Source organism: Acetobacter sacchari (assembly GCF_017377715.1).
In the GTDB taxonomy this organism is placed as follows: Bacteria; Pseudomonadota; Alphaproteobacteria; order Acetobacterales; family Acetobacteraceae; genus Acetobacter; species Acetobacter sacchari.
In genome coordinates this window covers 280,089-305,826 of record NZ_JAFVMF010000001.1, presented here as the reverse complement: position 1 = coordinate 305,826, position 25,738 = coordinate 280,089, and the positions used below count along the sequence as shown (strand labels likewise).

The following is a 25,738-nucleotide window of genomic DNA, read 5'->3' as shown; positions in this document are numbered from 1 at the left end:
TTGTTTATCCAGAGTGGATTATAGCGCGCAGACCCCGCTCAGGGTTGCGGAAACGCCCCTTGACCGCAAGCGTTGCGAAACCAACGTTAAAGGCGCACGGTGGAACCCTGTTCGCTGGCTCGAAACGTCGCCCATCCACCTCGCCCTGCGCGAAGACGGATCGGGAGTTCAGGCTACGTGTCGACCATGCCGGGCTTACACGGCGACGCTCAGGGCGGGCTGGCGCGTCGCCCGCGATCCAGTAGAAACCGGCAACGCTTGAGGGAGGCTCATCATGATTCGCCACATACTTGGCTTGACCGCGAGAACAACGAACGTTCCCGGCGAATCCGGCGCTGTAACGCGCCGCATGGGCCCGCAGACTTTCGCCGTCCTGCTTGCGCTCAGCGCCTCGACCGTCCTGTCCTCGACAAACGCGCTCGCCGCGCCCGACGACGCGATGCAGACTTCCGACTCGTCGCTCACACAGGCTCCCGCGCGAAGCGCAGCGAAGCACGTCCGGACGCGCGGGGCGCAACACAGTCGCTCCGCCCAGACGACCGCCGACGCGGCGACGTCCGACCATCCCATGCCTCAGTCTCTTGAATCGCAAGAGCAGGCCCCTCCTCCGCCCGATGGTTACGTGCCTGTTCAGGACATGGACGTTGTGCTGGAGGCGCATTCTCCACAGATCACGGCGCATAGAGGCCCCGGTCTGGCGCCGGTTGACGCCCAGCAGACGCCGCGCGACGACCGCAGCTCGACGCCGCTCGCAACGATGGGAGGATACACCCTGCACGTGACCGCGCCCGTCGTGCCGCCTTATAACGGCGCCTTTACCTACACGACCTACGGCGGACAGCCGGGCAACGGCCGCAACGCGCCGGGCGCATGGGGCGCCGCCGGCGAGCCGTAATAGCAGGTCGTCAGCTTTCATCTGCAGTCTCCCCGCCCGCGTCGAACTGCACTCGATACCGTTATAACTGACGCCGCTCGCCACCCCGGGGCATGACGCAGCCAAGTGGTCAGTTGCGTCCCCGACGCCGATGTGACGTGCTCTTACGCAGGTGTTCGCCCGTCTCCTGACGGAGCCGCCTCGTGCACGCCTCCGCAGTGCAGTTCTTTCCTGCCGCAACCGCGCACCAATCGCCGTAGCCGTTTCAGCGGGGAACGGTCGCTCGCCTCCATTCGGCGCCCTACGGACCCGAACATTTCCGTGCTATGGCGGGCATTATGGAAACTGCCTCCCCAATTCCGCTCGCCGTGCTTGTCGGCATCCAGACGCCCGATGTGGACGACATCGCGCATGAAGCCAGCCTCGAAGAACTGGGAAGGCTGGTGAAAACGCTGGGCTATCAGGTCGTCGGCTCGGTGTCGCAAAAACGGGAGGGCACGGGCGCCGCACTTTTGCTGGGCGCGGGGAAACTGGAGGAGCTGGCGGCGATAACCGGAGGCAGCGGCGTCGTGACGTCCATGGCGACGGCCCCGATGACCAAGGCCCGACGCCGGTTCGAAAAGGCCGAGGAGGCCGACGAACCGGATGAGCCGGCCGAAACCTCTGCGGACGCCACCCGCAAACCCGAATTCGTCATCGTCGATCACGAACTGTCGCCCAGCCAGATCCGCAACCTCGAACGCGCCACGGGCGCGCAGGTGCTGGACCGCACCGGCGTCATCGTCGAAATCTTTCATCGCCACGCCAACACCCGCGAAGCGAAGCTGCAAGTGGAGATGGCGCGCCTGAAATATGTCGCGCCACGTCTGCGTGAATCCGCTAGCGGCGGCGGGCGGCAACAGGGACGCGGCGCGGGCGAAAGCGACCTGTCGCTGGATCGCCGCAAGATTCGCGACCGACTGGCGGAGATAAAAACCCAACTGGAAGCCGTGCAGCGAGACAGCGATCACCGCAGGTCCACCCGCCGGGATCAATTACGCGTCGCTCTGGTCGGCTACACCAACGCAGGCAAATCGTCTTTGATGCGCGCCCTGACCGGAAGCGAAGTTCTCGTACAGGACAAGCTGTTCGCAACCCTGGACACGACAGTTCGCATTCTTCAGCCCGAAACACGACCGCGCGTGCTCGTCTCCGACACAGTCGGCTTCATCAAGCAGTTACCCCACGATCTGGTGGCCTCGTTCCGCTCCACCCTGTCCGAAGCGCTGGAGGCGTCATTGCTGCTGTTCGTGGTCGACGCTTCCGACCCCACCTACGAAGCGCAACTTGAGGTCAGCCGCAGCGTCTTGCATGAAATCGGCGCAGATGCTGTCCCATCCCGGCTCGTTCTGAACAAGATGGATCGCGTGGACGCCGAAAGACGCGCCGCTCTGATGGAGAAACATCCCGACGCAATCACGCTCTCCGCCCACAACCCCGAAAACGTCAGCGATCTGCGCGAAACCATTATCGCGTTCTTCGAAGCCGGAATGGTGGACGACGTGCTCACGCTGCCATACGCAAAGCAAAACCTGATCGGCGAGATTTACGAAAGCGCGCGGGTTCTGTCGGAAGACCATGACGAAACGGGTCGCGTGCTGACGGTGCGCGGCCTGTCCGGCGCCATCGCGAGGTTGAAACGGAGCCTCGCTGCGGGGTGAAATGTTTCCCAAGCGCGTCATGGACGCGACGCGCAACCGCTTATCTGGGTCCAGACTGCACGCCTGCTATATTCTCATCGTGGCGTCTCTAACTTCCTGTCGCTCACGTATCATAATTTCGGGACGAGAACTGCTCGTGCGCCATGCCTTGTTTCATAAGCCATGGCGTCCTCAATCTCATCAAAGCTGAATCTCTCGCCACATTGCGTCCTGAACAGCGGATCAATGATGATGCCTTCGAGATACGCCAGTGCGCCACGAAGCGCGCCTGCATCTTTGACCGTGACGCTGTTGAAATTGCTAAACCCTTTCATTTCCAGCGTCTTTGTTACAAAGAGCACAGACGGAATGGAGATAGGACTTGCTCCGCCAAGGAAGCCATAAAACGACACCGTAGATCCTGACGGCAACAGAGGAGCGATCCGATTTATCAACTCGCCCCCAACTCCGTCGAAGACAGCCGTCGCGCCGAGCTGACCAGCAAGTGACGAAAAATGACGCTCAAAATCATCCGCGTTTGTACAGAGAACATGTTCTGCGCCTGATCTGCGCAGGATTTCGCCAGCCTGCTCAGAGCGCACAAGAGCCAGCACCGGAATCTGCTTTCTGCGAGCGATCGCCGCGATCGCCAGGCCCGTCGCAGACGCTCCTGCCGTTACGATAATGCCTCCGCACCCCTCTGACAGAACCTCCTCCAAATACGCGTATCCTGTTATCGCATTGACCAAAGACCCGGAATAATCCTCGACCACGACGGAATCGGGAAGAATGATGGCGCTGGTGCAGGGCACGACAGCTTGCTCAGACCATAACCCGACGATGTGCGGGCTTGACGTCAGCGACCGATAGAGCGCCACGTTTTTTCCCACGAACTCCGCTGGCACGCCGTTGCCGATTTCGCGCACCCTTCCTGAAGCGGAAGCTCCCCAGATTTCATTGAGACTGGTCTTCAAACCTGCGGCGATCGTCGGCCTTGAGAGGAAAGTTTTATCACCATGATTGATAGCGGCAGCAGCAATGTCCACCAGAATATGGCCGTCAGGAGGCGACGCTGGCGATGGGACCTCGCGCACCTCAAGCTGCCGGGTTTTCGTTACGCAAATCGCCTTCATCCTCGCATCTCCTTCGGTTGATTCTATGAAAATCGTCTTCCGGGACAACGAAGTATGAACGCCAATTTTACACAAGTGCGGATATATTTGTTAGTGTCGGAACCATGCAACTCACGACCCCATGCCCTGTCGCGTTTACGTCGAAAATATTAGGCGGACGATGGAAAGCTCGTATCGTATGGTCACTCATACGCAGCCAACCACTACGGTTCTCGGAAATACGAAGAGCATGCCCGCCGATCAGTGATCGCATTTTGACAAAAGAACTGCGTGAGCTGGAGGAGTGGGGGTTACTGTCACGCCTGGCATATCCCGTGATCCCTCCAAAGACGGAATACAGACTCACCAATCTGGGGGAAACGCTGCGACCCGTCATGCAGTCTATGGCTGAATGGGGACTCTCCCATCGCGACACCATTAGAGGAGAATCTGGAAACGACGATCAGGGGCTTATGGTGAATGCATCAGATCAACCGGCCGTGCGCTGAGGAAAGCACGAAAGAATCTGAGAGTTGTTGCTTTCCTGAGGTAAACTGATCATCACAGCGCGATTCCGCGCATATAACCTTTTTTATTTTTATCAAAAGATCTTTCCTGTTTCCTTTCACCTCTTTTCCTAATCTCATGAACTCGCCCTACTTTTTCCTGCGTTCGTAAAAAGCAGCGATGGCGACGAACCTCCTCCTCAGGATCACTCAGAAAAAGCCACAAAAATCGACAAAGGCCTTTGCTAAAATAATTTTTCCAATTCTTGGATTATCACCTCAGTTAAAAAATACCGCCCGTCCAGATTACGGCGGCTCATAACTGCATAAAAAAGGGGCCGCGTTTCCGCAGCCCCCGAAACACCCCAACAATATTTTCGGCCGCCGCTCCTCAGAACGGAATTTCGTCGTCCAGATCGCCGCCCGGCGCGTCCCATCCACCGCTGGAAGGAGCGCCGCCGCCGCGTGATCCACCGCCGCCAGGAGCGCCGATCTGGCGCGGCGCGGCAGGGCTGCGGCTTCCGCCGCCGCCATATCCACCGCCTCCGCCGCTACCGCCGCCGTAACCGCCCTCGTCGCCATCACCGTCGCCCGAGCCGCGACCGTCAAGCAGCACCAGTTCTCCACGGAAGCGATCCAGCACGACCTCGGTCGTGTAGCGCTCCTGCCCTGACTGATCAGTCCATTTACGGGTTTGCAGCGTGCCTTCCAGATAGACCTTGCGGCCCTTCTTCAGGAACCGCTCGGCGACGTCGGCCAGACGCTCGTTGAAGACCACAACGCGGTGCCATTCCGTACGCTCGCGGCGCTCGCCGGAGGCGCGGTCGTTCCACGTCTCGCTGGTCGCGACCGACAACGACACGATCTTCATGCCATTCTGGCTGGTGCGGGTCTCCGGGTCCTTGCCCAGATTGCCGACCAGAATCACCTTGTTGACGCTGCCTGCCATGGGCCGTCCCTTACGCTCTGCTATGTATCCGTTGCGCCTGCTGTACTGGAGGCGGAGGCGCCAGTCGAGCCTGAAGTCGCAACTGCGTGACATCGCGGGTCGCAGAATCGGCACAGCGTGATAACGTCGTGTCCGTAACAATCGCGATTAGCCCCAGCGCCCGGACGAAATACGGCCATGACCTACCGCGCCGCACTTGATGGAACCAGCTACGCGTTCACAGACCTGAAGCGCCTGCTCGCCCGTGCATCGCCGATGCGCTCCGGCGATCAACTCGCCGGGTTGTCAGCAGCCGACGATGTGGAACGGGTCGCTGCGCGTTACGCACTGGCGGATGTTCCGTTGACCGACTTTCTTGAAAACCCGCTGGTTCCGTACGAAACCGACGACGTGACGCGGTTGATCGTGGACACACACGACCGCGCAGCCTTCACGCCAGTCGCACATATGACGGTCGGCGCCTTTCGCGACTGGCTCCTCGGTTACGACGTTGGCGGCCCGACCATCGCCGCGCTGGCGCCCGGCCTTACACCGGAGATGGTGGCTGCAGTCAGCAAGCTGATGCGCAACCAGGACCTGATCACTGTCGCTCGCAAGGTCGAGGTGAAAACCGCCTTTCGCAATACGCAGGGGCTGCGCGGTCGGCTCGGCTCGCGGTTACAGCCCAATCATCCGACGGACGACGTGCGCGGCATCGCGGTATCGATGCTCGACGGGCTGCTGATGGGCGTCGGGGACGCGGTGATAGGCGTCAACCCCGCCAGCGACAGCCTGCCGGACATCAAAGTTCTGCTCGACATGATCGACGGCGTGCGGGAGCGCTACGACATGCCGATCCAAAGCTGCGTGCTCACGCATGTCACCAACACCATCAGGCTGATGGAACGGGGCGCGCCGGTCGATCTGATCTTCCAGTCGATCGCCGGATCACAGGCCGCGAATACGGGCTTCGGCGTCACGCTCGACATCCTGCGCGAAGCGGACGACGCAGCGCGCTCGCTGGCGCGGGGAACGGTAGGCGACAACGCGCTCTACTTCGAAACCGGACAAGGCGCAGCCCTATCCGCCAACGCACATCACGGCGTGGACCAACAGACGATGGAAGCCCGCGCTTACGCCGTCGCCCGCGCATTCCGTCCACTGCTGGTGAATACCGTCGTCGGATTCATCGGCCCGGAATATCTCTACGACGGCAAACAGGTCATCCGCGCCGGGCTTGAAGATCATTTCTGCGCCAAGCTGCTTGGCGTGCCGATGGGTTGCGACGTCTGCTACACCAATCACACGATGGCTGATCAGGACGACATGGACGATCTGATGATGCTTCTGACGGTGGCGGGCGTGAATTTCCTGATCGCTGTTCCGGGCTCCGACGACGTGATGCTGGGGTATCAGAGCCTGTCATACCACGACATCCTGACCCTTCGCTCCACCTTCGATCGCCCGCCCGCGCCTGAATTCGAGGCGTGGCTGCGTCGTCAGGACATGCTGACGGCGGAAGGCAGGATGCGCGTCTCCGCGCCGCAGCAGCTTGGCCGCGTAATCGGTCCAACGGGAGGCCTCGTGGCATGAACGATCAGACGCCGGAGCCAAGGGGCGTCGATCCGTGGGCCGATCTGCGGGATCTGACCATCGCCCGAGTGGGTCTCGGTCGATGCGGAGACGCCATCCCGGCTCGCGACGTGCTCGCTTTTCAACTCGCCCACGCACAGGCGCGCAACGCCGTCGGCGCAACGCTTGACGCCGCAACTCTTGGACTGGATGACGTTATCGAGGTCCACAGTCGCGCGACAGACAGAGCGACCTTTCTCCAGCGGCCCGATCTCGGCCGCCAACTGGCCGAAGAGGATGCCTCCCGTCTGCCGCCCGGCGCGTATGACGTCGTATTTGTCCTCGCCGACGGTCTCTCCGCAACCGCCGTTACGCGACAAGCACCCGGCGTTCTCGCCGCCTGCCTCAAAGCATTGCCCGGCTGGAGCGTCGCCCCCATCATCGTCGCGCATCAGGCGCGCGTCGCACTGGGCGACGAGATCGGCGAAAGACTCGCAGCCCGTTTCGTCGTCATGATGATTGGCGAGAGGCCGGGACTGAGCGTGGCCGACAGCCTCAGCCTCTACGTCACGGCGAACCCGCGTCCGGGACGCGCGGATTCGGAACGGAACTGCATCTCCAACATCCACCCCCGAGGCGGCCTTTCGCCGGAGTCTGCGGCTGAAAAACTCGCATGGTTGCTGCGTGAAGCGCTCAGGATCGGCGGCACAGGCGTAAATCTTAAAGACGACCCGAGCGCAGCCCTGCCCTCTGCTTGAACGCCGCCCGGAGCGCGAAAACCGGTCAGGGAATCGCCTGCCGGCCAGGCGGCGAACATGCGTGATATTTCGCGACCTTCGTTTTTTCGAAAATAAGCGAGGCGGACCCACCCAGGCAAAAGCGCCCGCTCGCCGGAAACTGGCCATTAAGGCTTAACGCTATAAAAACGTAACGTGACGCAGTTCGCCTTGAACCGGACCGACGCATTCGGCCTAATGTTTCCAACGCGACTTCAGACTTCAGGACGACACGCCGACTGCTCGCCCGTCTCCGCCCTGTCGACCGAAAATACGCCAGCGTTTCGAAGCGCCCGGCGCATCAGTTCGTCCGGCAGGACGAAGGTCCAGAGAGAGAGTGACGCATGATTTCTGAAGAACAACTGGAAGCTGCAGCCCGCTCATACTACGACTATTGCGATGGGTCGTGGGAAACCTTGAACCCGATGGCGCAGTCGCTCTACCGCACCCGTATGCGGCTGGCCCTGAACACGTTCGTGGCGACCCTCTGGCGCGATATAGCAAGCGCGCCGAAAGACGGGACGGCGGTGCTGCTGTTCAACCATATCGACGGGCGCGGCGATTATACATGGCTGGACCGCTGGGACCCGGAATACGGTCGCTGGATTACTGCCCCTAAGGCGCGGGCCACCCACTGGATGCCCATTCCCCCCGCACCCGACCCACGCTGATCGTCGTCGTTACGCCGCGCTGCAGTTGACGGAAGTTACGAGCGGACGATGCTTCGCTGCGTTATTCCGCAGGCGCCATGGAGCGAATGAGATCGAGGACCCGTTTGCGAACACCTTCGTCGGGGATACGATAATAGGCGCGCACCAGTTCGATGGTCTCCCGGCGGTTCAGCACGCCGGAATCAACGCCGGTCGAACCGCCGCCGCCCGCAGGCGGGCCGCCAAAACCCTGCTGTGCCTCAGCAAAACCAGCCACAAAACCGCCCCCTGCCACAGGCCGAGCAGGCGGCGCATCTGCGTTCATGTCATCGAAGAAGAAGCCGATCGGCACATCGAGAACGTGAGCGATATCGTAGAGGCGAGACGCACTGACCCGGTTTGTGCCCCGCTCGTATTTCTGAATCTGCTGGAAGGTCAGCCCGATCGCCTCGCCCAGTTTTTCCTGCGACAAGCCAAGCAGCGTGCGACGCAAGCGGATACGCCCACCAACGTGGACGTCACGCTCCGTACTCCGCCCGGTTTCTTCTCCCATCGCCGTTCAGCATCCTTAACTTCGACCGCAAAGCGGCAAAACATTCAAACAGATGCTAATTTTACAACCAAAAGATGTGTTTGTTAACCGTTTATCGACTAATCGGCGGGAGGCGACGCCCAAAAACTGCAACGACGATCGTCAATACACAGAAAACCAGCGGTATCTCCTGCCCGAACCGCGCGAAAAAAGGCGGCGGCAAGGCAGGTGGCAGAGCCCGGACCAGCACGCCCTCCCGTCCCCATTCCAGCCGCCCCATATCATGACCGCGCGCGTCGTATACGATGCTGACTCCGGTGTTCGCAGCACGCGCGACGGGCAATCCCTCCTCCACCGCACGCATCCTGACTGCCGCCAGGTGCTGACGGGGGCCCGCACTGTCGCCATACCAGGCGTCGTTCGTCACATTGACCAGCCAGTCCGGTCGATGGCGCCGGTCGACCACATGGCCGGAAAAAATGACCTCGTAGCACACCAGCGGACCGACAGGGGCCAGCCCCGGCAAACGCCACGTCACGGGGCCCGGTCCCGGAGTCATGCCCCCGCCCGGCACAATCTGCAGAGGGATGAACGCCGGTTGATACTCGCCGAACGGCACCAGCCGCGCCTTGTCGTAGGCGCCTTTCACCGCGCCGCTATCATCCAGAGCGATGACCGAGTTGCGCCAGTGCCCGTCGCTCGCCTGCCGCAGGGAGCCGATCATTCCCGCCGCCGCGCCGGTAGCCGCTCGCGCTATCATGGAACGCGCCTCCGGTTCTTCCTCGAGTACGCCCGGAAACGCGGTCTCCGGCCAGACATAGACGACCGGGCGCGCAGGACCCTGGGCAGACGCCGCCTCAGCCACCGCCGCCTTCACGCCCTCCGAAGTCAGACGCAGATAGCGCTCGAACACCGTCCGCACATCAGCGCGGCCGATCTTGTCCTTCTCCGCCACATTGCCCTGCGCCAGCACCACGATCGGCGACACACGCTCATCGGTCTTCACGCCCGAGGCGACAGTCTCGAAACGCCAGGCGCCGACCGCGCCCCAAAGGAATAAGACGACGACGCCCAGCAGCGCCTCCCGACGTCCGAGCGGCATAAGCACAGCCAGCAAAACCGTCAGCAGCGTCAACCCGTCGACGCCGATCCACGCCGCAGGCTGGATCATCACATCGCCGAGAAAACCATGGAACGCCCAGTCGCTACCCAGAGGGTTCCACGTGAATCCACTGAAGAGGAACGCCCTCCCCATGTCACACAGCGTCCAAACCCCGGCGAATAGCGCGCCACGCCGCCAGCCGCGCGGCGCGAGGCGCGACAGGGCCGCAGGCACGGCGGCGAACGGCGCCAGAATGACGGCGCAACCGGGGGCCGCCAGCGGCACGAACCACCAAAATTCACTCGCACGAATAAGAATGGCGTTGGTCAGCCAGTACAGCCCCGCCGTATGCAGCCCCAGGCCGAAGGCGAACCCGGCCCATGCCGCCTGCCGCATGTCGCGCGAGCCATTGATCGCACGCATCAGCATCAGAAATGCGAACGGCAGCACAAACACGAGATGCGCGGGAGGAAAGGCCAGGGCGGCGACGGCGCCAGAGGCCGCCAACTTCAGAAACGCGCCGGCTTTTGGAAGAAGGCGCTGCAAAAAACGCGGACGCTTCGCCCTAGACGAAAGCGTGTCCGCGATGGGGGCGTTCATGCAGCGATGCCAATCCTGAAAAAAGATGGACCGCACGCGGCCCATTCTGAATGAAGCGTTCGCCTAAACTCTTACGAACAACCCGCGAAGCGCCGGACTCGACTTAGTCGAGCGCGTCGCGCAGCCGCCGCTCATAATGCCGGTAGTACTTGTCGGCCATCAGCTCGCTTTTGACCAAGACCGCGACGTCGGTAGTGTTGAACTGCGGGTCAACGACCGCCCCGTCCCCCACATAACCGCCCAGCCGCAGATACCCCTTGATCAAGGGCGGCAGCTTGGCGAGCGCGCTTCGCGTGTCGATGGTCAGCGGGTCGCGCCGAAGCATCTCCACGCGGCGCTCCGGCAGCGCGCGAACACGCAGCGCGGGCGGTGCCAGATGGTTCTGATACAGATATGTCAGCTCTTCGCTCAGATCGTCCGGGTTCGGGCTGGGCAAGCTCGCGCAGCCGAAGAGGACATCGATCTGATGCAGGAAGATATAATATGCGATGCCACGCCAGAGCAGCTGCATGGCCGCCCGCCCACGGTAACGCGCATCAACGCAGGAGCGTCCGACTTCAAGTAGCCTGCCGGGAAATTCGGTCAACGGCGAAATGTCGAATTCGCTCTGGCTGTAGAAGCGTCCCAGTTTCGACGCCGCGTCGCCCTGCATCAGGCGATAGGTGCCGACAACGCCCTCCGGCCCTGAAGAAATCGCGTGATCGATAACCAGCAGATGATCCGCATAATCATCGAATTCGTCGACGTCGCGCTTCAACCGTTGCGCCTGCGCGTCGGGATGGGCGCCCATTTCCTCGAAGAACACGCGATAGCGCAGCGCCTGCGCCGCGTCTTTCTCCGCGTCCGTCGTGGCGATGCGCACACCGAGATTGCCGCCACGAAGTTCGTGGAACCCTGTGCGATCAAGGTCCAGCGTGGAAAGTGTCGAACCTCTCGGCTTTTCAGCGCTCATCAGGCTTTTCCCCCGCCACGTGCGGCAGGCGTCTTGCGCTCGCGCCCCGCCGCGCCCGCCTTGTCGCTTGCTTTGCCCGCACTGGCGCTTTCCTGCGCGGGAACGCGCCGACCGAACAGCTCCATCCGCAACGAGACCAGGTCAAAGCCCAGACGCTCGGCGATGCGGCGCATCAGCGCCTCATGCTCTTCATCCTCGAATTCGATCACCTTGCCGGTGTCAATGTCGATCAGGTGATAATGGCGACCATGCTCGCTAGCCTCGTACCTCGCCCGACCACCACCGAAATCGCGGCGCTCAAGGATTCCCTTCTCTTCAAGGAGGCGAACGGTGCGATACACCGTCGCCACCGAAATACGGGAGTCCAGAGCAGTCGCCCGGCGGTAAAGCTCCTCGACGTCCGGATGATCCTCTGCATCCGACAAAACGCGTGCGATCACGCGACGCTGGCCGGTCATCTTCAGGCCGCGCTCAACGCACAGCCTGGCGATTCGAGATTCCTGTACAGACGTTGCGCTCGTCCCGTGGACGGGCGCGTCTTCCGATACGATCGAACGTGCGTTCACGGCGCTTATCCTATCGCCGACCTGTTTGCGATCCATGAGCAAGTCGCGTAGCCGACTCAACCGAAGTTTGTCCACTGGTACATTACCAGGACGCGCGTCCGCGCCATCGTCCGCCGCTCCCGTTTCAGCCCGCCTTCGATGAGGGCGAACCTCTCGACACCTTGCCGAACCGTCGCCTCGCGCCCATTTTCTCGGCATGCAAGCGCCTGAAAACACGACCAAGCCGACCCCGGCGGCCACCGAAAATTATTCCCGAGTCGGTCACATCGACCGAACCCTCGACATCACGCGTGACACGTGTCCGATGACGTTTGTCCGTACGCGTCTCGTGCTCGACGCCATGAGCTCCGGGCAGTTGCTGGCAGTGACGCTGCGCGGGGAAGAGCCCCTGCGAAACGTGTCCCGATCGGCGTCCGCTCTGGGTCACGCGATCATATCGCAGCGTGATGAGGCCGACGGCTCAGGCACCCTGTTCATCCGCAAGGCCTGACGACGAAGGCGCAGTTGACCGCTCAGGTGACGTTGATCGCGAAGGTATTGTTGCGATCGTGAAAGATTTTTTTTCTCATCCCCTTGGCGGCGTCCCGTAATTCGGCTTGTCTTGCACGCGTTACGTGGAGGACCGAGATGACGGATTGGCTGAAGACCTGCGCCCGCCGCGCGATAGGACCGCTGGGGTTCGGTCTCGCCGCCGTGCTGTCACACACCCCGGCCATGGCTCAGGCTACTGGCGCCCACCCCGTGTTGCAGGCGGAGCAGAACGACGTCGCCACGTTGCCGCCGATCGGGCCGCACTGGTTCATCCCGTCCGCGACCGATTACACGTACCAGATTTTCGACATGGACAAGGGACGTATGCTGGGCACCTTGCCCGCCAGCATGCTCGCCAATATCGCCATCTCGCCGGACCACAAGGTTATCTATGTGGCCGACACGATGTATTCGCGCGTCGATCACGGCACGCGACAGGATCTGCTTCAGGTCTACGACGCCAAGACGCTCGCCCTGACAAAAGAGATCGAACTGCCGCCCCGCGCCCTCGCCGTCTACAAAAAGCAGGATCTCGACGTCAGCAGCGACGGGCGCTGGGCGTATATTTTCGACATGAGCCCAGCGACCGCCGTCACCCTGGTGGACCTTTCGAAGGGCGCTGTCGCGCGGACTGTGGACATCCCCGGCTGCGCGCTGATCTTCCCATGGAAATCCGGTGGTTTCTCCAGCCTTTGCGGCGACGGGTCCCTGACCAATGTCGGCGTGAACGACGGATCGCAGCCGACGATCACCCACACCAAGCCGTTCTTCGACGCGAATAACGACCCCGTCTTCGAACAGGGGCTGGTCGATCACAAATCCGGCAAGGCGCTGTTCATCAGCTACACGGGCAAGGTCTACAACGTCACGCTCGGCCAGAACCCCACCATCGACGCCACATGGTCCCTGCAGAAAGCCGCAGGCCTGCCACAGGCAGGAACCGGCGTACAGGAACTGGCGTGGCGTCCAGGCGGACAGCAGCCTTTCGCCTGGAATACCGCGACCGGCCACCTCTTCGTGCTGATGCATTCCGGCAACCACTGGACGCACAAGACCGCAGGCACTGAGCTGTGGGAGTTCGATCCGGCGCAACAGGTCCTTCTTCGCAGAATCGACCTGCCGTCGCCCGCGAAAGGCGTCGCCGTCAGCCCCGACAAGGCGTCCCTCGTTTACGTAACGGGAGACCACGACGGCCCGATCACCGTGATCGACGCCGCCACCGGGCAGGTGAGCCGGACCGTCGAGGCGCGCGTCGGCGGCATGTCGATCGTGCCGGATATGTGAGCCGAATGACGCAGTCGATCCATATTCCGGCGCGCGCTTCGCAGCCGTCCAGCCCAGCCGCGTGGGCGTCCGCGTGATCACGCTCGCCGCAGCGCAGGCGCTGACATGGCTGCTCGTGGCGGCAGTGGCGGTCGTGATGGCCCTGCTGTTCCGATCCCTGCGCGGCTTTTATCGTGTTGTGGCCCCGGCCGGCGCCCTGATGGCGGGAGGCGGCCCTCCCCCCGGCGCGCAAGCCCCGACCTGGAACGGCTCCGCCCTGGACGGAACGCCAGTCGTTCTCGGCGGCCCGCGAGCGCGGATGCAGCTCCTGCTCTTTGTCGGCGAAGGATGTCCGATTTCTCGCAAACTGGCGCCGATCGCACGCGACTTCGCCCGGCGGGAGGCGCTGGATCTGGTGTTCATGGGCGACGACAGCGCGGAAGCGCAGGAGCGTCTGGTCGCGTCGTTCGGCCTGCCGCGCGGGCAGATGGTCAACGATGATCGCTATGGCCGCATGATTGGCGTCGACAAGCTGCCGTTCGCGGCGCTGCTCGGCACGGAAGGCGCGATCGTGGCGAAGGGACTGGTCAACAGCCGCGAGCATCTGGAAAGCCTGCTGACGGCGCACGAGACCGGTTTCGCGACGGTCCAGTCTTATCTCGCAGCGCGGTCGCACGCCGGTCACGCCCATGCGGCATGATCTGACGCGCAGCAGCGCCGCACATACATCGCCGGTCCTGACGGGCGCCTTCGGGGCGCCCGCAGAGCTGAAGTTCGAACTGGTCAGGGGAGAGTAAAGCATGTCCGTGTCGCTGTTCGACACACTGAGCGAGAAATTCGCCCGTTACCTTGCCGTCAACTCTTCCCGTCGCAGCGTCCTCGGCAAGGTGAGCACGGCCATGGCCGTCGCTCCCGCCTTCCCGCTGCTGCCCGTCACGCGTGCGGAAGCGGCGGCGCCGAACCCGCCGCCGACGCTGACGGATTTCGAGCGCAACGCGCAGTCCAAAGATCCGGATCGCTGCGATTACTGGCGGCACTGCGCCATCGACGGCGTGCTGTGCGGCTGTTGCGGAGGCGGCGTACACACCTGCCCTCCGGGCACGGAACCCTCCCCGGTTTCATGGATCGGCACCTGCCGCAACCCGGAAGATGGCCGTTCCTACGTCATCGCCTACCGTGATTGCTGCGGTCGCAATATGTGCAACGTGCCGAAAGAGTGCGACTGCAATACGTCCGACCGTGAAATGCCGATCTACCGCCCGCAGACGAGCAACGACATCATCTGGTGCTTCGGCACCAAATCGACCACGTATCACTGCTCAACGGCGGCGATCATCGGTCAGGCCAGCTAGGCTCCATCATGTTCGGTCCCCGCTTCGCGTCGCGCCTGCGGGCATCGTTTAGAGAGCGTGCGCTTCCTGTCCGGCGACATGCCCAGAGCACAGCCGGTTCTGGAACGACGGCGGTGTCCCGTGCCCCCGGACGCTGGCTCGCCGCCCTGTTCGTTGGAACGGCGCTGCTCGGTGGAAGCGCCGCCGCGCTTGCGGGCGACAATTCCGTGAACGTGGCGCCGGTTCCCATGGCCTCCGTCCCCGTTCTGCCGGGCGTTCAGGGGAACTATCTGACCGGTTGCGGCGGCTGTCACGGCGTGCAGGGACATTCCGGTCGCAGTGTGGTCCCGGATCTCACCGGACATGTAGGTTATTTCCTCTGCACCCCCGCCGGGCGCGAATACCTGATTCGCCTGCCCAACGTCGCCTTTGCGAACCTGTCGTCGGCGGATCTGGCGACGATGATGAATTTCGTCGTGTTCAGGCTGGGCGCAGGCAGCGCCCCGCAGGGCGCCAAACCCTATACCGAGGAGGAAGTCGCCAGATTGCGCGCACATCCTTTCCGGGAGGCCAGCCTGCATATGTATCGCGACGAAGTGGTGCGTGGCGTCGCAAAGGCCTGTCCGCGCGCGGCCGATCTCCACGATTACGATCTCAATCTGAACAGCCGGGAGGTCGACAACGGCGTCTCCCGCCCGTTCAGCGCGCCGGGGCCGTCCTGACTGCTACTTGAGACGCAGCGGAAGCCCGGCAGCCAGAAACACGACCTGTCCCGCGTCACGCGCGATGCGCTGATGCAGCAATCCCGCTTCATCACGAAAACGCCTGCCTAGCGGAGTTTCCGGCGTCAGCCCCAACCCTACCTCGTTCCCGACCAGAACCGTCGGCGCAGCACGCCGGACCAGCGCCTCCATCAACCCTTCCGACGCCGCCGCGATATCGCGATCATCTAAAATGAGGTTCGTCAGCCAGAGCGTCAGGCAGTCCACCAGCACCGGAGCGGTCCCCGCCCGGTCCAGAACACCGGGAAGATCGAAACGCTCTTCGACGGTCCGCCATCCGTCTTTCCGATCCGCGCGATGTTTGTCGATCCGCTGCGCCATCTCGTCGTCCCCGGCATGCGCGGTCGCAACGTAAATCCACGGCGCAGGCATTGCGTTGATCAGGGCCTCGGCGTACCGGCTCTTGCCCGAGCGTGCGCCGCCAAGAACGAGAACCGTTCCGCCCAGCCCCGTCAAAACGGGCGTCAGGACCACCTCAGACGTCATCAGAACCGCTTGCTCCCCACACGTCACATGACCTTGCCCGAACGGGCGCCTTACGTTTTTTTCCTACTCCAAGGCGCCGCGACGTCTTGCCACGCAACCCGCCCGGAGCCTCAACCCAGCGTCTTTGCGACAAGCGCGCCGACGCCAGAGAAAGCCGCAGTCAGTTGCGCGTCAGTCGGCGTTCCGCCCCTCGTATAAACCGCTACAATGATCGGGGCGTCCGGTTTCGGCCACAGCACCGCGATGTCTCCAGCCGCATCCTTCGCGTTGTTGCCGGTCTTGTCGCCCACGCGCCACGTCTTGGGAAGACCGGCGCGCAGGCGGTTTCCGCCAGTCTGGCACCCGACCAGCCACCCGGTCAGCAACGCCCGCGACGAGTCCGACAGCACGTCCCCCAGCACCAGGCGCTGCAGGATCTTCGCCATCGCCTCCGGGGTCGTCGTGTCGCGAACGCCGCCGAGGGGCGTCCGGTTGAGATACGGCTCCGGATCGTCGAGGCGCGTCTGCGTGTCGCCGATCGAACGCCAGAACGCCGTCAGGGCCGCCGGGCCGCCAATGCTTGAGAGAAGCAGCGTGGCGCAGGTGTTGTCGCTCTGCTCCACGGCAGCCTGACACATCTCAGCGACCGTCATCGACCCGCGCGCCAAATTCTCCTTGGCCACAGGCGCATACCAATCCGGCACATCCGCTTTCGTATAGGCGACGCTCCGAGCGAGCTTCTCCTGCCCTCGCTCGACGCGGCGCAACACGCAGGCAGCGAGCGAAGCCTTGAACGTGCTGCACATTACGAAACGTTCGTCGGCCCGCCACAGCAGCTTGCCGCCGGTTGCAAGGTTTTCGGCATAAACGCCTATGTGGCCGCCGCTCTCGCGCTCGTACGTCGCGATCGCTTGTGGCGGGGGCGGCAGCGCGTAAGCAGGAGAGGCCAGCAATACCGAGCCATACTGAAGCAAGCGCCGACGTCGCATGTGTTCCGCCTGAGTTGAGGGATAAGTGTGTTGCACCTGATGATGTAGGTTCCGGGCTTTTTTGTGTCGAATTCGGAACGGAATGAGCATTCTTGCCTAGAGGGGGCTGGAGCGGGTTTCGCTTAGAAAAACTCGTTTGAACGGGTAAATATCATCGATAAAGTAATAACTTAGAGTATGTTTTCCTTGACGCCATCTTTGCAGTTAACGCAGCGCAAGCATCTTCATCCCTGTATCACAGGCGAGCGAACACCCCTCCCCGGCTTGCCGCCCACGCCCGAAGGCCGCACATACCGGGGCATGCCAGAATCTTTCCTCACCATCGCCGCCCTCCGCGACGCCGCCACCTCGCTCTGGCGCGGCGACGCGGACGCCGAGGCTCAGGCCGCCGCCCGCGACCGGATACTGACCAAGCCGCCCGGCAGCCTCGGACGATTGGAGCGCATCGCCCAATGGCACGCCCGCTGGAGGCGTGGACGGCCCATGGTGCTGGAGCGCATCGACGTCATCGTGTTCGCAGGCAATCACGGGGTCGTGGCGCAGGGTGTCTCCGCATGGCCGTCCGCCGTCACCGCGCAGATGGTGGAGAATTTCCGCAACGGCGGCGCCGCGATCAACCAGTTGTCGCGCGTCGCAGGCGCAACGCTTCGCGTCGTCGAAGTCGCCGATCTGGCGCCGACGCAGGACTTCACAGCCGGCCCGGCGATGGACGAAGCCGGGTTCCTCGCCGCCGTGAACCTCGGTTACGCCTCGGTGTCGCCGGAGGCCGACCTTTTGTGCCTCGGGGAAATGGGCATCGGCAATACGACCGTGGCCTCTGCACTCTCCGCCGGCCTGTTTGGCGGGAGCGGGACGGACTGGGCCGGACGCGGCGCCGGGATCGACGACGACGGGTTGGCCCGCAAGGCGCGCGCCATCGACGCCGCGCTTTCACGGCACGGCGACTTCACGTCCGATCCTCTGGAAGCCGCACGCCGTCTGGGCGGTTACGAACTCGCCGCAATCATGGGCGCGACGCTCGCCGCCCGACGCCACGGCGTACCCGTTCTGCTGGACGGGTTCGTCTGCACGGCCGCCGCCGCCCCTCTGGCCCGCCTGAACTCCGATGGCCTCGACCACGCATTGGTGTCCCACCGTTCGGCGGAGGCCGGACATGCGCGGCTCGCCGCCGCTCTTGGAGTGGAGCCTCTGCTCGATCTTGGCCTGCGCCTCGGCGAAGCGTCAGGGGCCGCGCTCGCGGCGCCGCTCGTACGGGCGGCGATCGCCTGCCACACCGGGATGGCGACTTTCGATTCCGCGGGCGTCGCCACAAACAGCGACGCCCGCGCGTCGTGACGCAAGCCCTCCGCGCCGACCTCGCCTGCGGGCTGGGGCTTCTGACCCGCCTGCCAACGGGATGGCTAGGAGCGAACGGCGCAGCCATGTCGATGGCGCGCTCCTCCTGGACATGGCCACTCATCGGCGGGCTGATCGGGCTAATCGGTGGCGGCGCAATGGAGGCGCTGCGCGCTCTTGGGATACCAGCGCCGGTTGCCGCCCTGTGCGCGCTGTCTGTTCAGACGTTGCTGACTGGCGGACTGCATGAGGACGGGCTGGCCGATGTCGCGGACGGGTTCGGCGGCGGGCGTGATCGGGAACGGAAGCTCGCCATCATGCGCGACAGCCGCATCGGCAGTTACGGCGCTCTTGCGCTGGTCCTGACAACAATGCTCCGCGCCAGCGCGATAGCTGCGATTCCTGCCGACAGGGCGCTGGCGGCGCTTGTTCTCGCATCGGCGGCTTCACGCGGGGCGCTGCCGCTCGTCATGACGCTGTTGCCGCCCGCGCGCGAGGACGGCCTGGGACGGTCTGTTGGCAAACCTCCGGCGTTCGCCGTGGTTTTTGGGTTGGTTGCGCCGCTTGGCTTTTTACTGATCACGTCGCAGCGGCCAGCGGAATGGACTGCGACAATGATCGGGGCAGCCTTCATCGCGATAATGGCGTGGCGTCAAATCAATGGATATACTGGCGATGTTTTAGGAGCAACCGTGGTCGTCGCTGAATGTGGCGCGATGATAGCTGCGAGCGCGGGAGGCGCTTGACCGCCGTTCGCCCAGAAAGGACGTTCACACATTTATTACCAAAACTGCTTATATAGAAATATAATTTCTTATGAAGACCACCAAACGCTACTATCCACAATGCGTACGGTCACCGGTCGCGATTGATAGCTTTGGCCCTGCCTGACGCCTTCAAAATCATCCCGCCAGAGCATCCACGACTGCATGCGCAAACGCGTTCGAATCTACAGGATCTTCCATGATCGGCTTGGACCGCGCCCGCAACTCCACGATCATCGTCTTACGCGCAGGATTCAGATAGATGCGCTGCCCGAAAATTCCCCGTGCAGAAAAAGCGCAGTCCGAAAACCCGCCATCTCGGTCCGGCGTCGGCCACCACATGTAGCCGTAGTCCAGCCGATCGCCGCCCGAAAGCGTCCTCGGACGCCCCGCCTCCTCAAACCAACCCTCTGGAAGAAGGGATTTTCCGTCGATGCGCCCGCCATTCAGGGCGAACAACCCGAAACGCGCGAAGTCACGAAGAGTCGCGTTCAGGCCCATGCCCGCCGTCTCAGTACCATCCGCCGCGTCCAGCCACCAGCGCGCGTCATGCTCCATCCCAAGTGGCTTCCATAGTTTTTCTGAAAGATATTCCGACAGTGATCGCCCCAGTGCCGCACGCAACAGATATCCCATGACGCAGGTCTCGCCTGTGCTGTAATTCCAGACCGCACCGGGCTCCGCCACGCGCGGCAGATTCGTCATCAAATCCAGGATCGCGCCGGGACGACCGGCGGATTGTAGCGCCAGCATCCGGCGACGATCCGATGACGGATCAGTATAGGTCTCGTTCCACCCGACGCCTGATGTCATTTGCAGGAGATTGCGGACCGACACGCCCTGATAAGCGCCACCCTTCAACTCTGGCAGGTATCGCTCAAGCATGTCGTCCAGACCGCCGATCAGGCCATCCCTGATCGCCATGCCGACCAGAGTGGTGCTGACCGACTTGGCGACGGACATGGACGGCCAGAGCGTATCCGGCCCAGCCCCGAGGTCGTAATGCTCCAGAACGACCCGACCTTCATGCGCGATCAGCACTCCCGCAACCCGGTTTAGGGAGAGGTAGTCAGAAAAATCGTTTACCTTTCCTCCAGTCTCCACTTTGAGACCGAGCAGGTTCTGTAACGCGCCGTCATCGTAAACCAGCGGCCGCGCCTCGCCTCGCCGGACAACGCGGCATGGCAGAATGTCGCGCAATGCCGAGAACACCTCGACCTGCCGGGCAGGGGGCAGCGCGCCGTCATAAACGCGCGCCAAAAGCTCCGCCTTTCCAGCGTCGCGTTGCTCGATAACGTTCGCCCACGCTGAAGGAACTGTTGTCGTCACAGCCGTATCGTCCACAGTTTATTTTGTTACGGTATCGGTTTTGTTTTGTGGACGCCACCCCGACGACGACGCGAAACGTCACATGGCGCAACTAGCCTCCATCACGCAGACAATGCGTGCAAACCACGAACTTGCAGATGACGACAAAGACTCATGAGCGCTTTGCAAAGCCGGGAAAGCGCAAAAGAAAAAGAGGCGGACCGCAACAGCGTTCCGCCTCCTCTTTTGAAACGACCTGAATTCGTGACGCTTACTTCGGTTTGACGGCGATGCCCATGACCTCATAGTGAGCGCCGCCCAGCAGGCTTCCGGCCCCGATGAATGCGCGCGCAGGCATCGGCCCCTTGAAGTAGGTCCGGTAAACGGCGTTGAACGCCGCAAAATTCTTGAGGTCCGAAGCAAAAATCTGCACCCAGACGAGATCGTCCATCGTCAGACCAGCCTTCTCGACCGTCTTTTTGATGTTATCCAGCACGATTTTGGCGCCAGCGGTCGCATCGAGGGCCGGCTTGCCCGTGGCCGGGTCATGATCGGTGGTGCCGGAGATGTAGAGTGTGTCGCCCGCCATGACGGCGCTGCTGAACGGCGGAGCGGTCGTGACGCTCGCAGGCACTCCCTCAGGAGCGAAATGCTCGACGGTGGCGGCGTGCGAAGCCGTGGAAACCAGCATTGCAAGGGCGACGGGAGCGACGTAGCGCATGATGACCTCGTTTGAGAGAAGCTTCTTTCGTTGGAGCAACGTCTGGGAAATTATTGCGATTCCATTGTGAAAACAACTCACGCACAGCCCCGGCGCGCCTGAGAGACCGCAACTCTCCGACAATCATGCAACGAGCACTCCTGCGGGCACCTTAAACGGCAGCCTGACCGCCCGCCCTGTCATCAGCCCAGCCCCGGACATCGAACGCCCACATCCCGGCCGCACGCGCCGCTTTCAGTCCTTCGTCGCTATCCTCCAACACCACGCACCGTCCGGGGTCCACACCCAGTCCCTGCGCAGCAAGAAGGTAAATTTCGGGATCTGGCTTCGGGTTTGCGACATCCTCGATCGTCACGATCTTCGCGAACGCGTCCCGCAGCCCGATGGCCGTCAAAGACGCCTCGACAACCTCACGCGAGCCGCTCGAAGCCACGGCCAGCGGCAGGCGGCCGCCCCATTCCCGCGCCAGCGCGACTACCGGCGCGTTCTCACGCACAGCGTGCAGACGATCGATCACGCCATGCCGGGCGGCGGCAATGATCGCGTCGTGATCGAGAGAAACGTTGAACGCCTTGTCGACCGCCGCCAACAGCATGCGCTCGGCGTAGCCGCCTTTTCCCCTGAACCATTCCGGTGGCAGGTCGATCCCGCCAACCTCAAGCACAGCGGCGCGCCACGCCGCCAGATAGAGCGGCAAGGTGTCGACCAGCGTTCCGTCGCAATCAAAAATCAGCGCGGCGACGTCGTCGGAAATCTCGATCATGGGAAAGCGGACTTCTGATACGCGCCGCCGTCGACCAGCTTGCCCAACGGCGCAAACTCCGCATCGCTGAATGTTTCCGTGCGCACTTTCTTTCCGTCCGGCGCCTCGACGAACACCGTGTCGTTCCAGTCCGCTGCACTGATCCCGGTCCACAGCGTCAGCGCGATCGGGTCTGACTTGCCGTCCCGCTGAGCCTGAAGCTCCAGCCGCGCATCGCCGCTTGAAGGCGGTGTCTGGCTGAGCGGCCCCCACCCGTGCGTGTGGTGTTGAAGCCAGTCGTTCACCGTCGCGATCTCAGACGCGTTCAACTGCCGGACGCGTCGCATCGGTCCCACGAAAATTTTCCCGGCCGTGACTTGCGGAAACGTCACCGGCTTGAAATTCGGCAACGCCGCCAGCCAGATGACGCTGGCTGTGCCTATGGTGAACACCAGAAAAGCGATGATGAAGACGACCTCTTTCCTCATGACCCTGACTCCGTCCGATCAGCCGTGCACGGCGGCGATCACACGGGCGACCTCCGCGTCCGTCAGTTCAGGCTGAATCGGCAGCGCAAGAATGCGTTCGGCCAAAGACTCTGAAACAGGAAGCGTCGCCCCGTCATGGTGATCGCGATACGCTGGCTGCCGATGCAGCGGCAGCGGATAATAGATCGCAGACGGAACGCCCGCCGCTTTCAATCGCTCCTGCAACGCCGTCCGCGCCGCCGTGTCCGACAGCAGGATCGCATAGATCGCCCAGGCGCTCGCCCCGCCCGGCACACGCGCAGGCACGGTCACGACGCCTCGCAACCCGGCGTCATAAGCGCAGGCGATCTCCTCGCGGCGCGCAAGCTCCGCCTCGAAGAAGTCCAGCTTCGCCAGCAGTACCGCCGCCTGCAACGTGTCGAGCCGCCCGTTCATGCCAGTGCGCAGAACCTCGTACCGCGTGCCGCCTTCGCCATGCGTGCGCAGTGAGCGATAAAGCGCCGCGCGCTCGGCATCATCAGTCAGAATCGCCCCGCCGTCTCCGTAACCGCCCAGCGGCTTGGACGGGAAGAAAGACAGCGTCGTAGCCGTCGCCTCCCGCCCCAGTTTGCGCCCGCCATAAGAGCCGCCGAAAGACTGCGCGCAGTCGTCGAGCAGGAAAAGATCGTTCTCTGTCGCGATGTCCCGCAACTCCGCCCACGGGGCGGGCTGACCAAACAGATCGACGCCGACGATAGCGCGCGGCTTCAGCTTGCCCGCCTTGCGCACGTCGGCGATACGCGCGCGCAGGCTGGCGGGATCGATCTGGAATGTTGCCGGATCGACGTCCACAAAGACGGGCGTGGCGCCGAGCACCAGCGGAACCTCGGCCGTCGCCGTGTAGGTGAACGCAGGAAGAAACACCGCGTCGCCGCGTCCGATCCCTTCCGCCATCATGACGATCTGCAACGCGTCGGTGCCAGAGGACACGCCGACGCAATGCCCGGCGCCAGCGTAGGCCGCCAGCTTTTCTTCCAGCTCAACAACTTCCGGTCCCATCACGAAGCGGCAATGCGCCAGCACCGCGTCGATCCGCGCGCGCAGCGCCTCGCCCATCCTGCGCTGCTGCGCCGCGAGGTCGAGAAACGCGATTGGGGCCAACTCTGACGACGTGCTCATGAAACCAGTCTCTCCCTGCCCAAGGCGGTTCCGGGCGCGGCGTCGGAAGCGGCTTCTCCCGCATCCGTCGGCGTCGCGCCCGTGCTGTTGTGAACGAATTCGGGCACAAGGGCGGTAAGCACGGCAATCGCCTCAGCCGCATTGCCGTCATGCGCGCAGGCCGCGATTCTGTCCACGGCCGCCGACACCTGTCGCAAATCCACGACGCGCGGCGTGGCGATCAGCAAGCCTGGCGCATCTGTCGGCGCCGGGGCCTCACGCCCGTGGAACAACTCTTCGAAAAGCTTCTCGCCCGGACGCAGGCCGGTGAAGCGGATAGCCACGTCCTCGTCAGGCCGAAGCCCCGCCAGACGGATGATGCGCCGCGCAAGATCGACGATTTTCACGGGTTGTCCCATGTCGAGCACGAAGATGCCGCCATCGCGCAGCATGGCGTCCGTGCCGCTTTCCTCATGGTCCAGTCCGACGATGGCGCCCCGCACGCTGGCCTGCAACACAAGTCCGACAGCCTCCGGCACCGTCATGAAGTAGCGACGCATGTCCGGATGCGTGACGGTCAGCGGCCCGCCGCGCTCAAGCTGCCTGCGGAAGAGCGGCACAACCGATCCGGTCGAACCAAGTACATTGCCAAAGCGCACGGTTACGCAACGCATGGCGTCCCGGCGTCCAGATGTCCGCGCGGCGATGTCGAGAGCCTGACAATACATCTCGGCGGCGCGTTTGCTCGCGCCCATCAGGCTGGACGGATTCACCGCCTTGTCGGTCGAGATCACCACCATCGCCTGTGCGCCGTGCCGAGCGGCTGCGTCGGCGACGATGCGCGTGCCGAGCACGTTGGTCAGCAATCCCTCACACGGGTTGCTCTCGACGATCGGCACATGCTTCAGCGCCGCAGCGTGGAACACCAGCGCCGGGCGATAGGTTGCAAACACGCGCTCGATCCGTCCGGCGTCACGCACGTCCGCGACGACAATGTCGCGCGCTGCGGGATGCGCCTGCTCGCCCAACTCGACGTCGATCCGCCACAGCGCGTATTCGCCGTTATCGACCAGAACGAGGCGACTCGGCCCGAAGGAAGCGATCTGGCGCGCCAGTTCGGAACCGATCGAGCCGCCTGCGCCCGTCACCATCACCACGCGGTCGCGGATCATGCGATCCATGCCTTCGCGATCCAGCGGCACCTGCGGACGATTCAGCAGATCTTCCAGAGCCACCGGCCGCAGTTCAACCCGGTCAGCGGGCGTAAGCGCCGTCAGCACCGGCGCGCGCATGACCTCGACGCCATGCGCCTCGGCCGCGTCCAGCACTCGGCTCAACCCTTCGCCACGGAAATTCGGGTCGGTCACCACCAGACTGTCCGGCAACGCCTTGCGCTGCGCCATACCGTCAAGCAACGCCGCTATTTCGGTGACGTGCCCCAGAATTGGAACATTATGAATGCGCCGCCCTGCCTGATTCGTCCCCTGCCCGATCAGCCCGGTGACGCGCACGTCCGAGCCCGGGTTGCGGGCAATCGCACGCAGGAACAGGTCGGCGACCTGATCCGCGCCAACCAGCACCACCCGCTGCTGTGCCGCACCGCGCCGGCCCAGAACGTTGAATATGCGGTAGGCCGCGCGCAATCCGCCGAGCATGACAATCAGGGTCAGCGCATAGATGATCGGGAAGGCAGGGCTCGGCAGCGGATAACCCGTGGCGGCCAGACCGGCGGTGAACAGCGCGGCGCTGGCGATCGACGCCCCGGCAATCCCCAGAAGGTCGGAGATGCCGGAAAACCGCCAGTACTGCTGCGGCATCCGAAACGGCAGACCACTGACCAACAATGTGATCGCGCCCCCAGCCAGCAGCCAGAGCGGATGCAGCAGCCCCTCTTGCGGCGCGGCAAGCCAACGCGCGACCGGCGCAGCGAGCGCGGCCACCGTCCCGTCGAGCAGGACGTTGACAAGAATGCGGTTGAACGGCCGCAGCCGGGTGCTTATCGGCGCGACTTCCGGACGTTGCGGTGCCATCAC

At 63.2% G+C, this 25,738-nt stretch carries 28 protein-coding genes; 14 read left to right on the top strand and 14 right to left on the bottom strand.

Annotated elements, in window-relative coordinates:
• The first annotated feature begins 13 nt into the window (after positions 1 to 13).
• The 3 genes from J2D73_RS01370 (at position 14) to hflX (ending at position 2,574) form a co-directional block, all read left to right on the top strand.
• Positions 14 to 262: a hypothetical protein gene (locus J2D73_RS01370; RefSeq protein ID WP_207878639.1), complete on the top strand. Its 249-nt coding sequence runs from the start codon at positions 14 to 16 to the stop codon at positions 260 to 262.
• Positions 263 to 274: 12 nt separating this feature from the next.
• The gene (locus tag J2D73_RS01365) at positions 275 to 895 is read left to right on the top strand and encodes a hypothetical protein (RefSeq protein ID WP_207878637.1); all 621 of its coding nucleotides are present in this window, start codon (positions 275 to 277) and stop codon (positions 893 to 895) included.
• 317 nt (positions 896 to 1,212) lie between these two features.
• Positions 1,213 to 2,574, top strand: a complete 1,362-nt coding sequence (gene hflX, locus J2D73_RS01360) for a GTPase HflX (protein WP_243429519.1) — start codon at positions 1,213 to 1,215, stop codon at positions 2,572 to 2,574.
• Between the two features lie 110 nt (positions 2,575 to 2,684).
• Here the strand turns inward: hflX and J2D73_RS01355 are convergent, their stop codons facing one another.
• A complete protein-coding gene (locus J2D73_RS01355; RefSeq protein ID WP_207878633.1) occupies positions 2,685 to 3,686 on the bottom strand; it encodes a zinc-binding dehydrogenase in 1,002 nt (333 codons plus the stop codon).
• A gap of 104 nt (positions 3,687 to 3,790) precedes the next feature.
• Between J2D73_RS01355 and J2D73_RS21240 the strand changes: the two genes are divergently transcribed.
• Positions 3,791 to 4,174, top strand: a complete 384-nt coding sequence (locus J2D73_RS21240; RefSeq protein ID WP_207878631.1) for a winged helix-turn-helix transcriptional regulator — start codon at positions 3,791 to 3,793, stop codon at positions 4,172 to 4,174.
• A gap of 388 nt (positions 4,175 to 4,562) precedes the next feature.
• On the opposite strand, the gene ssb is transcribed toward J2D73_RS21240, so the two are convergent.
• Positions 4,563 to 5,120 carry a single-stranded DNA-binding protein gene (ssb, locus tag J2D73_RS01345; RefSeq protein ID WP_207878629.1) on the bottom strand — a complete coding sequence of 186 codons (558 nt, stop codon included), beginning with the start codon at positions 5,118 to 5,120 and terminating at the stop codon, positions 4,563 to 4,565.
• Between the two features lie 177 nt (positions 5,121 to 5,297).
• On the opposite strand from ssb, the gene J2D73_RS01340 reads away from it, so the two are divergent.
• From J2D73_RS01340 to J2D73_RS01330, 3 genes are all read left to right on the top strand, one after another.
• Positions 5,298 to 6,692 (top strand): ethanolamine ammonia-lyase subunit EutB, encoded by a 1,395-nt coding sequence (locus tag J2D73_RS01340; protein WP_207878627.1) that lies wholly within the window; start codon positions 5,298 to 5,300, stop codon positions 6,690 to 6,692.
• On the top strand, positions 6,689 to 7,429 hold the full coding sequence (eutC, locus tag J2D73_RS01335; protein ID WP_207878625.1) for an ethanolamine ammonia-lyase subunit EutC: 741 nt from the start codon (positions 6,689 to 6,691) through the stop codon (positions 7,427 to 7,429). Before J2D73_RS01340 ends, eutC begins: the two co-directional genes overlap by 4 nt.
• A 362-nt stretch (positions 7,430 to 7,791) precedes the next feature.
• Positions 7,792 to 8,118, top strand: coding sequence for a hypothetical protein (locus tag J2D73_RS01330; RefSeq protein ID WP_207878623.1), 327 nt, complete (start codon positions 7,792 to 7,794; stop codon positions 8,116 to 8,118).
• A gap of 61 nt (positions 8,119 to 8,179) precedes the next feature.
• Here J2D73_RS01330 and J2D73_RS01325 read toward each other — a convergent pair whose 3' ends face one another.
• The 4 genes from J2D73_RS01325 to J2D73_RS01310 all read right to left on the bottom strand — a co-directional run bounded on the left by J2D73_RS01325 (position 8,180) and on the right by J2D73_RS01310 (position 11,834).
• The gene (locus J2D73_RS01325) at positions 8,180 to 8,650 is read right to left on the bottom strand and encodes a helix-turn-helix domain-containing protein (protein WP_207878621.1); all 471 of its coding nucleotides are present in this window, start codon (positions 8,648 to 8,650) and stop codon (positions 8,180 to 8,182) included.
• Positions 8,651 to 8,741: 91 nt separating this feature from the next.
• Entirely contained in the window at positions 8,742 to 10,331 is a 1,590-nt protein-coding gene (lnt, locus tag J2D73_RS01320) for an apolipoprotein N-acyltransferase (RefSeq protein WP_207878619.1), read from the bottom strand.
• A gap of 103 nt (positions 10,332 to 10,434) precedes the next feature.
• Positions 10,435 to 11,283, bottom strand: coding sequence for a GNAT family N-acetyltransferase (locus tag J2D73_RS01315; RefSeq protein WP_207878617.1), 849 nt, complete (start codon positions 11,281 to 11,283; stop codon positions 10,435 to 10,437).
• Positions 11,283 to 11,834 (bottom strand): Fur family transcriptional regulator, encoded by a 552-nt coding sequence (locus tag J2D73_RS01310; protein ID WP_341535000.1) that lies wholly within the window; start codon positions 11,832 to 11,834, stop codon positions 11,283 to 11,285. Before J2D73_RS01310 ends, J2D73_RS01315 begins: the two co-directional genes overlap by 1 nt.
• A gap of 280 nt (positions 11,835 to 12,114) precedes the next feature.
• On the opposite strand from J2D73_RS01310, the gene J2D73_RS20970 reads away from it, so the two are divergent.
• The 5 genes from J2D73_RS20970 to J2D73_RS01285 all read left to right on the top strand — a co-directional run bounded on the left by J2D73_RS20970 (position 12,115) and on the right by J2D73_RS01285 (position 15,696).
• Positions 12,115 to 12,339: a sulfurtransferase TusA family protein gene (locus tag J2D73_RS20970; RefSeq protein WP_408736813.1), complete on the top strand. Its 225-nt coding sequence runs from the start codon at positions 12,115 to 12,117 to the stop codon at positions 12,337 to 12,339.
• Positions 12,340 to 12,476: 137 nt separating this feature from the next.
• Entirely contained in the window at positions 12,477 to 13,664 is a 1,188-nt protein-coding gene (locus tag J2D73_RS01300) for an amine dehydrogenase large subunit (protein ID WP_207878606.1), read from the top strand.
• A gap of 73 nt (positions 13,665 to 13,737) precedes the next feature.
• A complete protein-coding gene (locus tag J2D73_RS01295; protein WP_341534996.1) occupies positions 13,738 to 14,343 on the top strand; it encodes a thioredoxin domain-containing protein in 606 nt (201 codons plus the stop codon).
• Between the two features lie 100 nt (positions 14,344 to 14,443).
• Positions 14,444 to 14,995, top strand: a complete 552-nt coding sequence (locus J2D73_RS01290; protein ID WP_026396805.1) for a methylamine dehydrogenase light chain — start codon at positions 14,444 to 14,446, stop codon at positions 14,993 to 14,995.
• A 113-nt stretch (positions 14,996 to 15,108) separates the two neighbouring features.
• Positions 15,109 to 15,696 carry a hypothetical protein gene (locus J2D73_RS01285; protein WP_207878602.1) on the top strand — a complete coding sequence of 196 codons (588 nt, stop codon included), beginning with the start codon at positions 15,109 to 15,111 and terminating at the stop codon, positions 15,694 to 15,696.
• Positions 15,697 to 15,699: 3 nt separating this feature from the next.
• On the opposite strand, the gene cobU is transcribed toward J2D73_RS01285, so the two are convergent.
• Positions 15,700 to 16,242, bottom strand: a complete 543-nt coding sequence (cobU, locus tag J2D73_RS01280; RefSeq protein WP_207878600.1) for a bifunctional adenosylcobinamide kinase/adenosylcobinamide-phosphate guanylyltransferase — start codon at positions 16,240 to 16,242, stop codon at positions 15,700 to 15,702.
• Positions 16,243 to 16,352: 110 nt separating this feature from the next.
• The gene (gene bla, locus J2D73_RS01275; protein WP_207878598.1) at positions 16,353 to 17,210 is read right to left on the bottom strand and encodes a class A beta-lactamase; all 858 of its coding nucleotides are present in this window, start codon (positions 17,208 to 17,210) and stop codon (positions 16,353 to 16,355) included.
• 300 nt (positions 17,211 to 17,510) lie between these two features.
• Between bla and cobT the strand changes: the two genes are divergently transcribed.
• A complete protein-coding gene (gene cobT, locus J2D73_RS01270) occupies positions 17,511 to 18,545 on the top strand; it encodes a nicotinate-nucleotide--dimethylbenzimidazole phosphoribosyltransferase (RefSeq protein ID WP_207878596.1) in 1,035 nt (344 codons plus the stop codon).
• Positions 18,542 to 19,291, top strand: coding sequence for an adenosylcobinamide-GDP ribazoletransferase (cobS, locus tag J2D73_RS01265; RefSeq protein WP_207878594.1), 750 nt, complete (start codon positions 18,542 to 18,544; stop codon positions 19,289 to 19,291). Before cobT ends, cobS begins: the two co-directional genes overlap by 4 nt.
• Before the next feature lie 156 nt (positions 19,292 to 19,447).
• Here cobS and J2D73_RS01260 read toward each other — a convergent pair whose 3' ends face one another.
• The 6 genes from J2D73_RS01260 to J2D73_RS01235 all read right to left on the bottom strand — a co-directional run bounded on the left by J2D73_RS01260 (position 19,448) and on the right by J2D73_RS01235 (position 25,735).
• Complete coding sequence (locus tag J2D73_RS01260; protein ID WP_207878592.1) at positions 19,448 to 20,638, bottom strand: serine hydrolase; 1,191 nt, start codon at positions 20,636 to 20,638, stop codon at positions 19,448 to 19,450.
• A 250-nt stretch (positions 20,639 to 20,888) separates the two neighbouring features.
• A complete protein-coding gene (locus tag J2D73_RS01255; RefSeq protein WP_051291880.1) occupies positions 20,889 to 21,338 on the bottom strand; it encodes a RidA family protein in 450 nt (149 codons plus the stop codon).
• Between the two features lie 151 nt (positions 21,339 to 21,489).
• A complete protein-coding gene (locus tag J2D73_RS01250) occupies positions 21,490 to 22,101 on the bottom strand; it encodes an HAD family hydrolase (protein WP_207878590.1) in 612 nt (203 codons plus the stop codon).
• Positions 22,098 to 22,568: a hypothetical protein gene (locus tag J2D73_RS01245; RefSeq protein WP_086643450.1), complete on the bottom strand. Its 471-nt coding sequence runs from the start codon at positions 22,566 to 22,568 to the stop codon at positions 22,098 to 22,100. Before J2D73_RS01245 ends, J2D73_RS01250 begins: the two co-directional genes overlap by 4 nt.
• 18 nt (positions 22,569 to 22,586) lie before the next feature.
• Positions 22,587 to 23,726 (bottom strand): DegT/DnrJ/EryC1/StrS family aminotransferase, encoded by a 1,140-nt coding sequence (locus J2D73_RS01240; RefSeq protein ID WP_207878588.1) that lies wholly within the window; start codon positions 23,724 to 23,726, stop codon positions 22,587 to 22,589.
• Entirely contained in the window at positions 23,723 to 25,735 is a 2,013-nt protein-coding gene (locus tag J2D73_RS01235) for a polysaccharide biosynthesis protein (protein ID WP_207878586.1), read from the bottom strand. Before J2D73_RS01235 ends, J2D73_RS01240 begins: the two co-directional genes overlap by 4 nt.
• Positions 25,736 to 25,738: the final 3 nt, after the last annotated feature.

Coding starts and splice junctions, on each gene's coding strand:
- J2D73_RS01290 (WP_026396805.1), top strand. CDS start 14,444: ATGTCCGTGTCGCTGTTCGACACACTGAGCGAGAAATTCGCCCGTTAC.
- cobT (WP_207878596.1), top strand. CDS start 17,511: ATGCCAGAATCTTTCCTCACCATCGCCGCCCTCCGCGACGCCGCCACC.
- eutC (WP_207878625.1), top strand. CDS start 6,689: ATGAACGATCAGACGCCGGAGCCAAGGGGCGTCGATCCGTGGGCCGAT.
- J2D73_RS01355 (WP_207878633.1), bottom strand. CDS start 3,686: ATGAAGGCGATTTGCGTAACGAAAACCCGGCAGCTTGAGGTGCGCGAG.
- J2D73_RS01250 (WP_207878590.1), bottom strand. CDS start 22,101: ATGATCGAGATTTCCGACGACGTCGCCGCGCTGATTTTTGATTGCGAC.
- lnt (WP_207878619.1), bottom strand. CDS start 10,331: ATGAACGCCCCCATCGCGGACACGCTTTCGTCTAGGGCGAAGCGTCCG.
- J2D73_RS01245 (WP_086643450.1), bottom strand. CDS start 22,568: ATGAGGAAAGAGGTCGTCTTCATCATCGCTTTTCTGGTGTTCACCATA.
- hflX (WP_243429519.1), top strand. CDS start 1,213: ATGGAAACTGCCTCCCCAATTCCGCTCGCCGTGCTTGTCGGCATCCAG.
- J2D73_RS01255 (WP_051291880.1), bottom strand. CDS start 21,338: ATGCGCTACGTCGCTCCCGTCGCCCTTGCAATGCTGGTTTCCACGGCT.
- J2D73_RS01340 (WP_207878627.1), top strand. CDS start 5,298: ATGACCTACCGCGCCGCACTTGATGGAACCAGCTACGCGTTCACAGAC.
- ssb (WP_207878629.1), bottom strand. CDS start 5,120: ATGGCAGGCAGCGTCAACAAGGTGATTCTGGTCGGCAATCTGGGCAAG.
- bla (WP_207878598.1), bottom strand. CDS start 17,210: ATGCGACGTCGGCGCTTGCTTCAGTATGGCTCGGTATTGCTGGCCTCT.
- J2D73_RS01325 (WP_207878621.1), bottom strand. CDS start 8,650: ATGGGAGAAGAAACCGGGCGGAGTACGGAGCGTGACGTCCACGTTGGT.
- J2D73_RS01365 (WP_207878637.1), top strand. CDS start 275: ATGATTCGCCACATACTTGGCTTGACCGCGAGAACAACGAACGTTCCC.
- J2D73_RS01240 (WP_207878588.1), bottom strand. CDS start 23,726: ATGAGCACGTCGTCAGAGTTGGCCCCAATCGCGTTTCTCGACCTCGCG.
- J2D73_RS01315 (WP_207878617.1), bottom strand. CDS start 11,283: ATGAGCGCTGAAAAGCCGAGAGGTTCGACACTTTCCACGCTGGACCTT.
- J2D73_RS01235 (WP_207878586.1), bottom strand. CDS start 25,735: ATGGCACCGCAACGTCCGGAAGTCGCGCCGATAAGCACCCGGCTGCGG.
- J2D73_RS01300 (WP_207878606.1), top strand. CDS start 12,477: ATGACGGATTGGCTGAAGACCTGCGCCCGCCGCGCGATAGGACCGCTG.
- cobU (WP_207878600.1), bottom strand. CDS start 16,242: ATGACGTCTGAGGTGGTCCTGACGCCCGTTTTGACGGGGCTGGGCGGA.
- J2D73_RS21240 (WP_207878631.1), top strand. CDS start 3,791: ATGCAACTCACGACCCCATGCCCTGTCGCGTTTACGTCGAAAATATTA.
- J2D73_RS01330 (WP_207878623.1), top strand. CDS start 7,792: ATGATTTCTGAAGAACAACTGGAAGCTGCAGCCCGCTCATACTACGAC.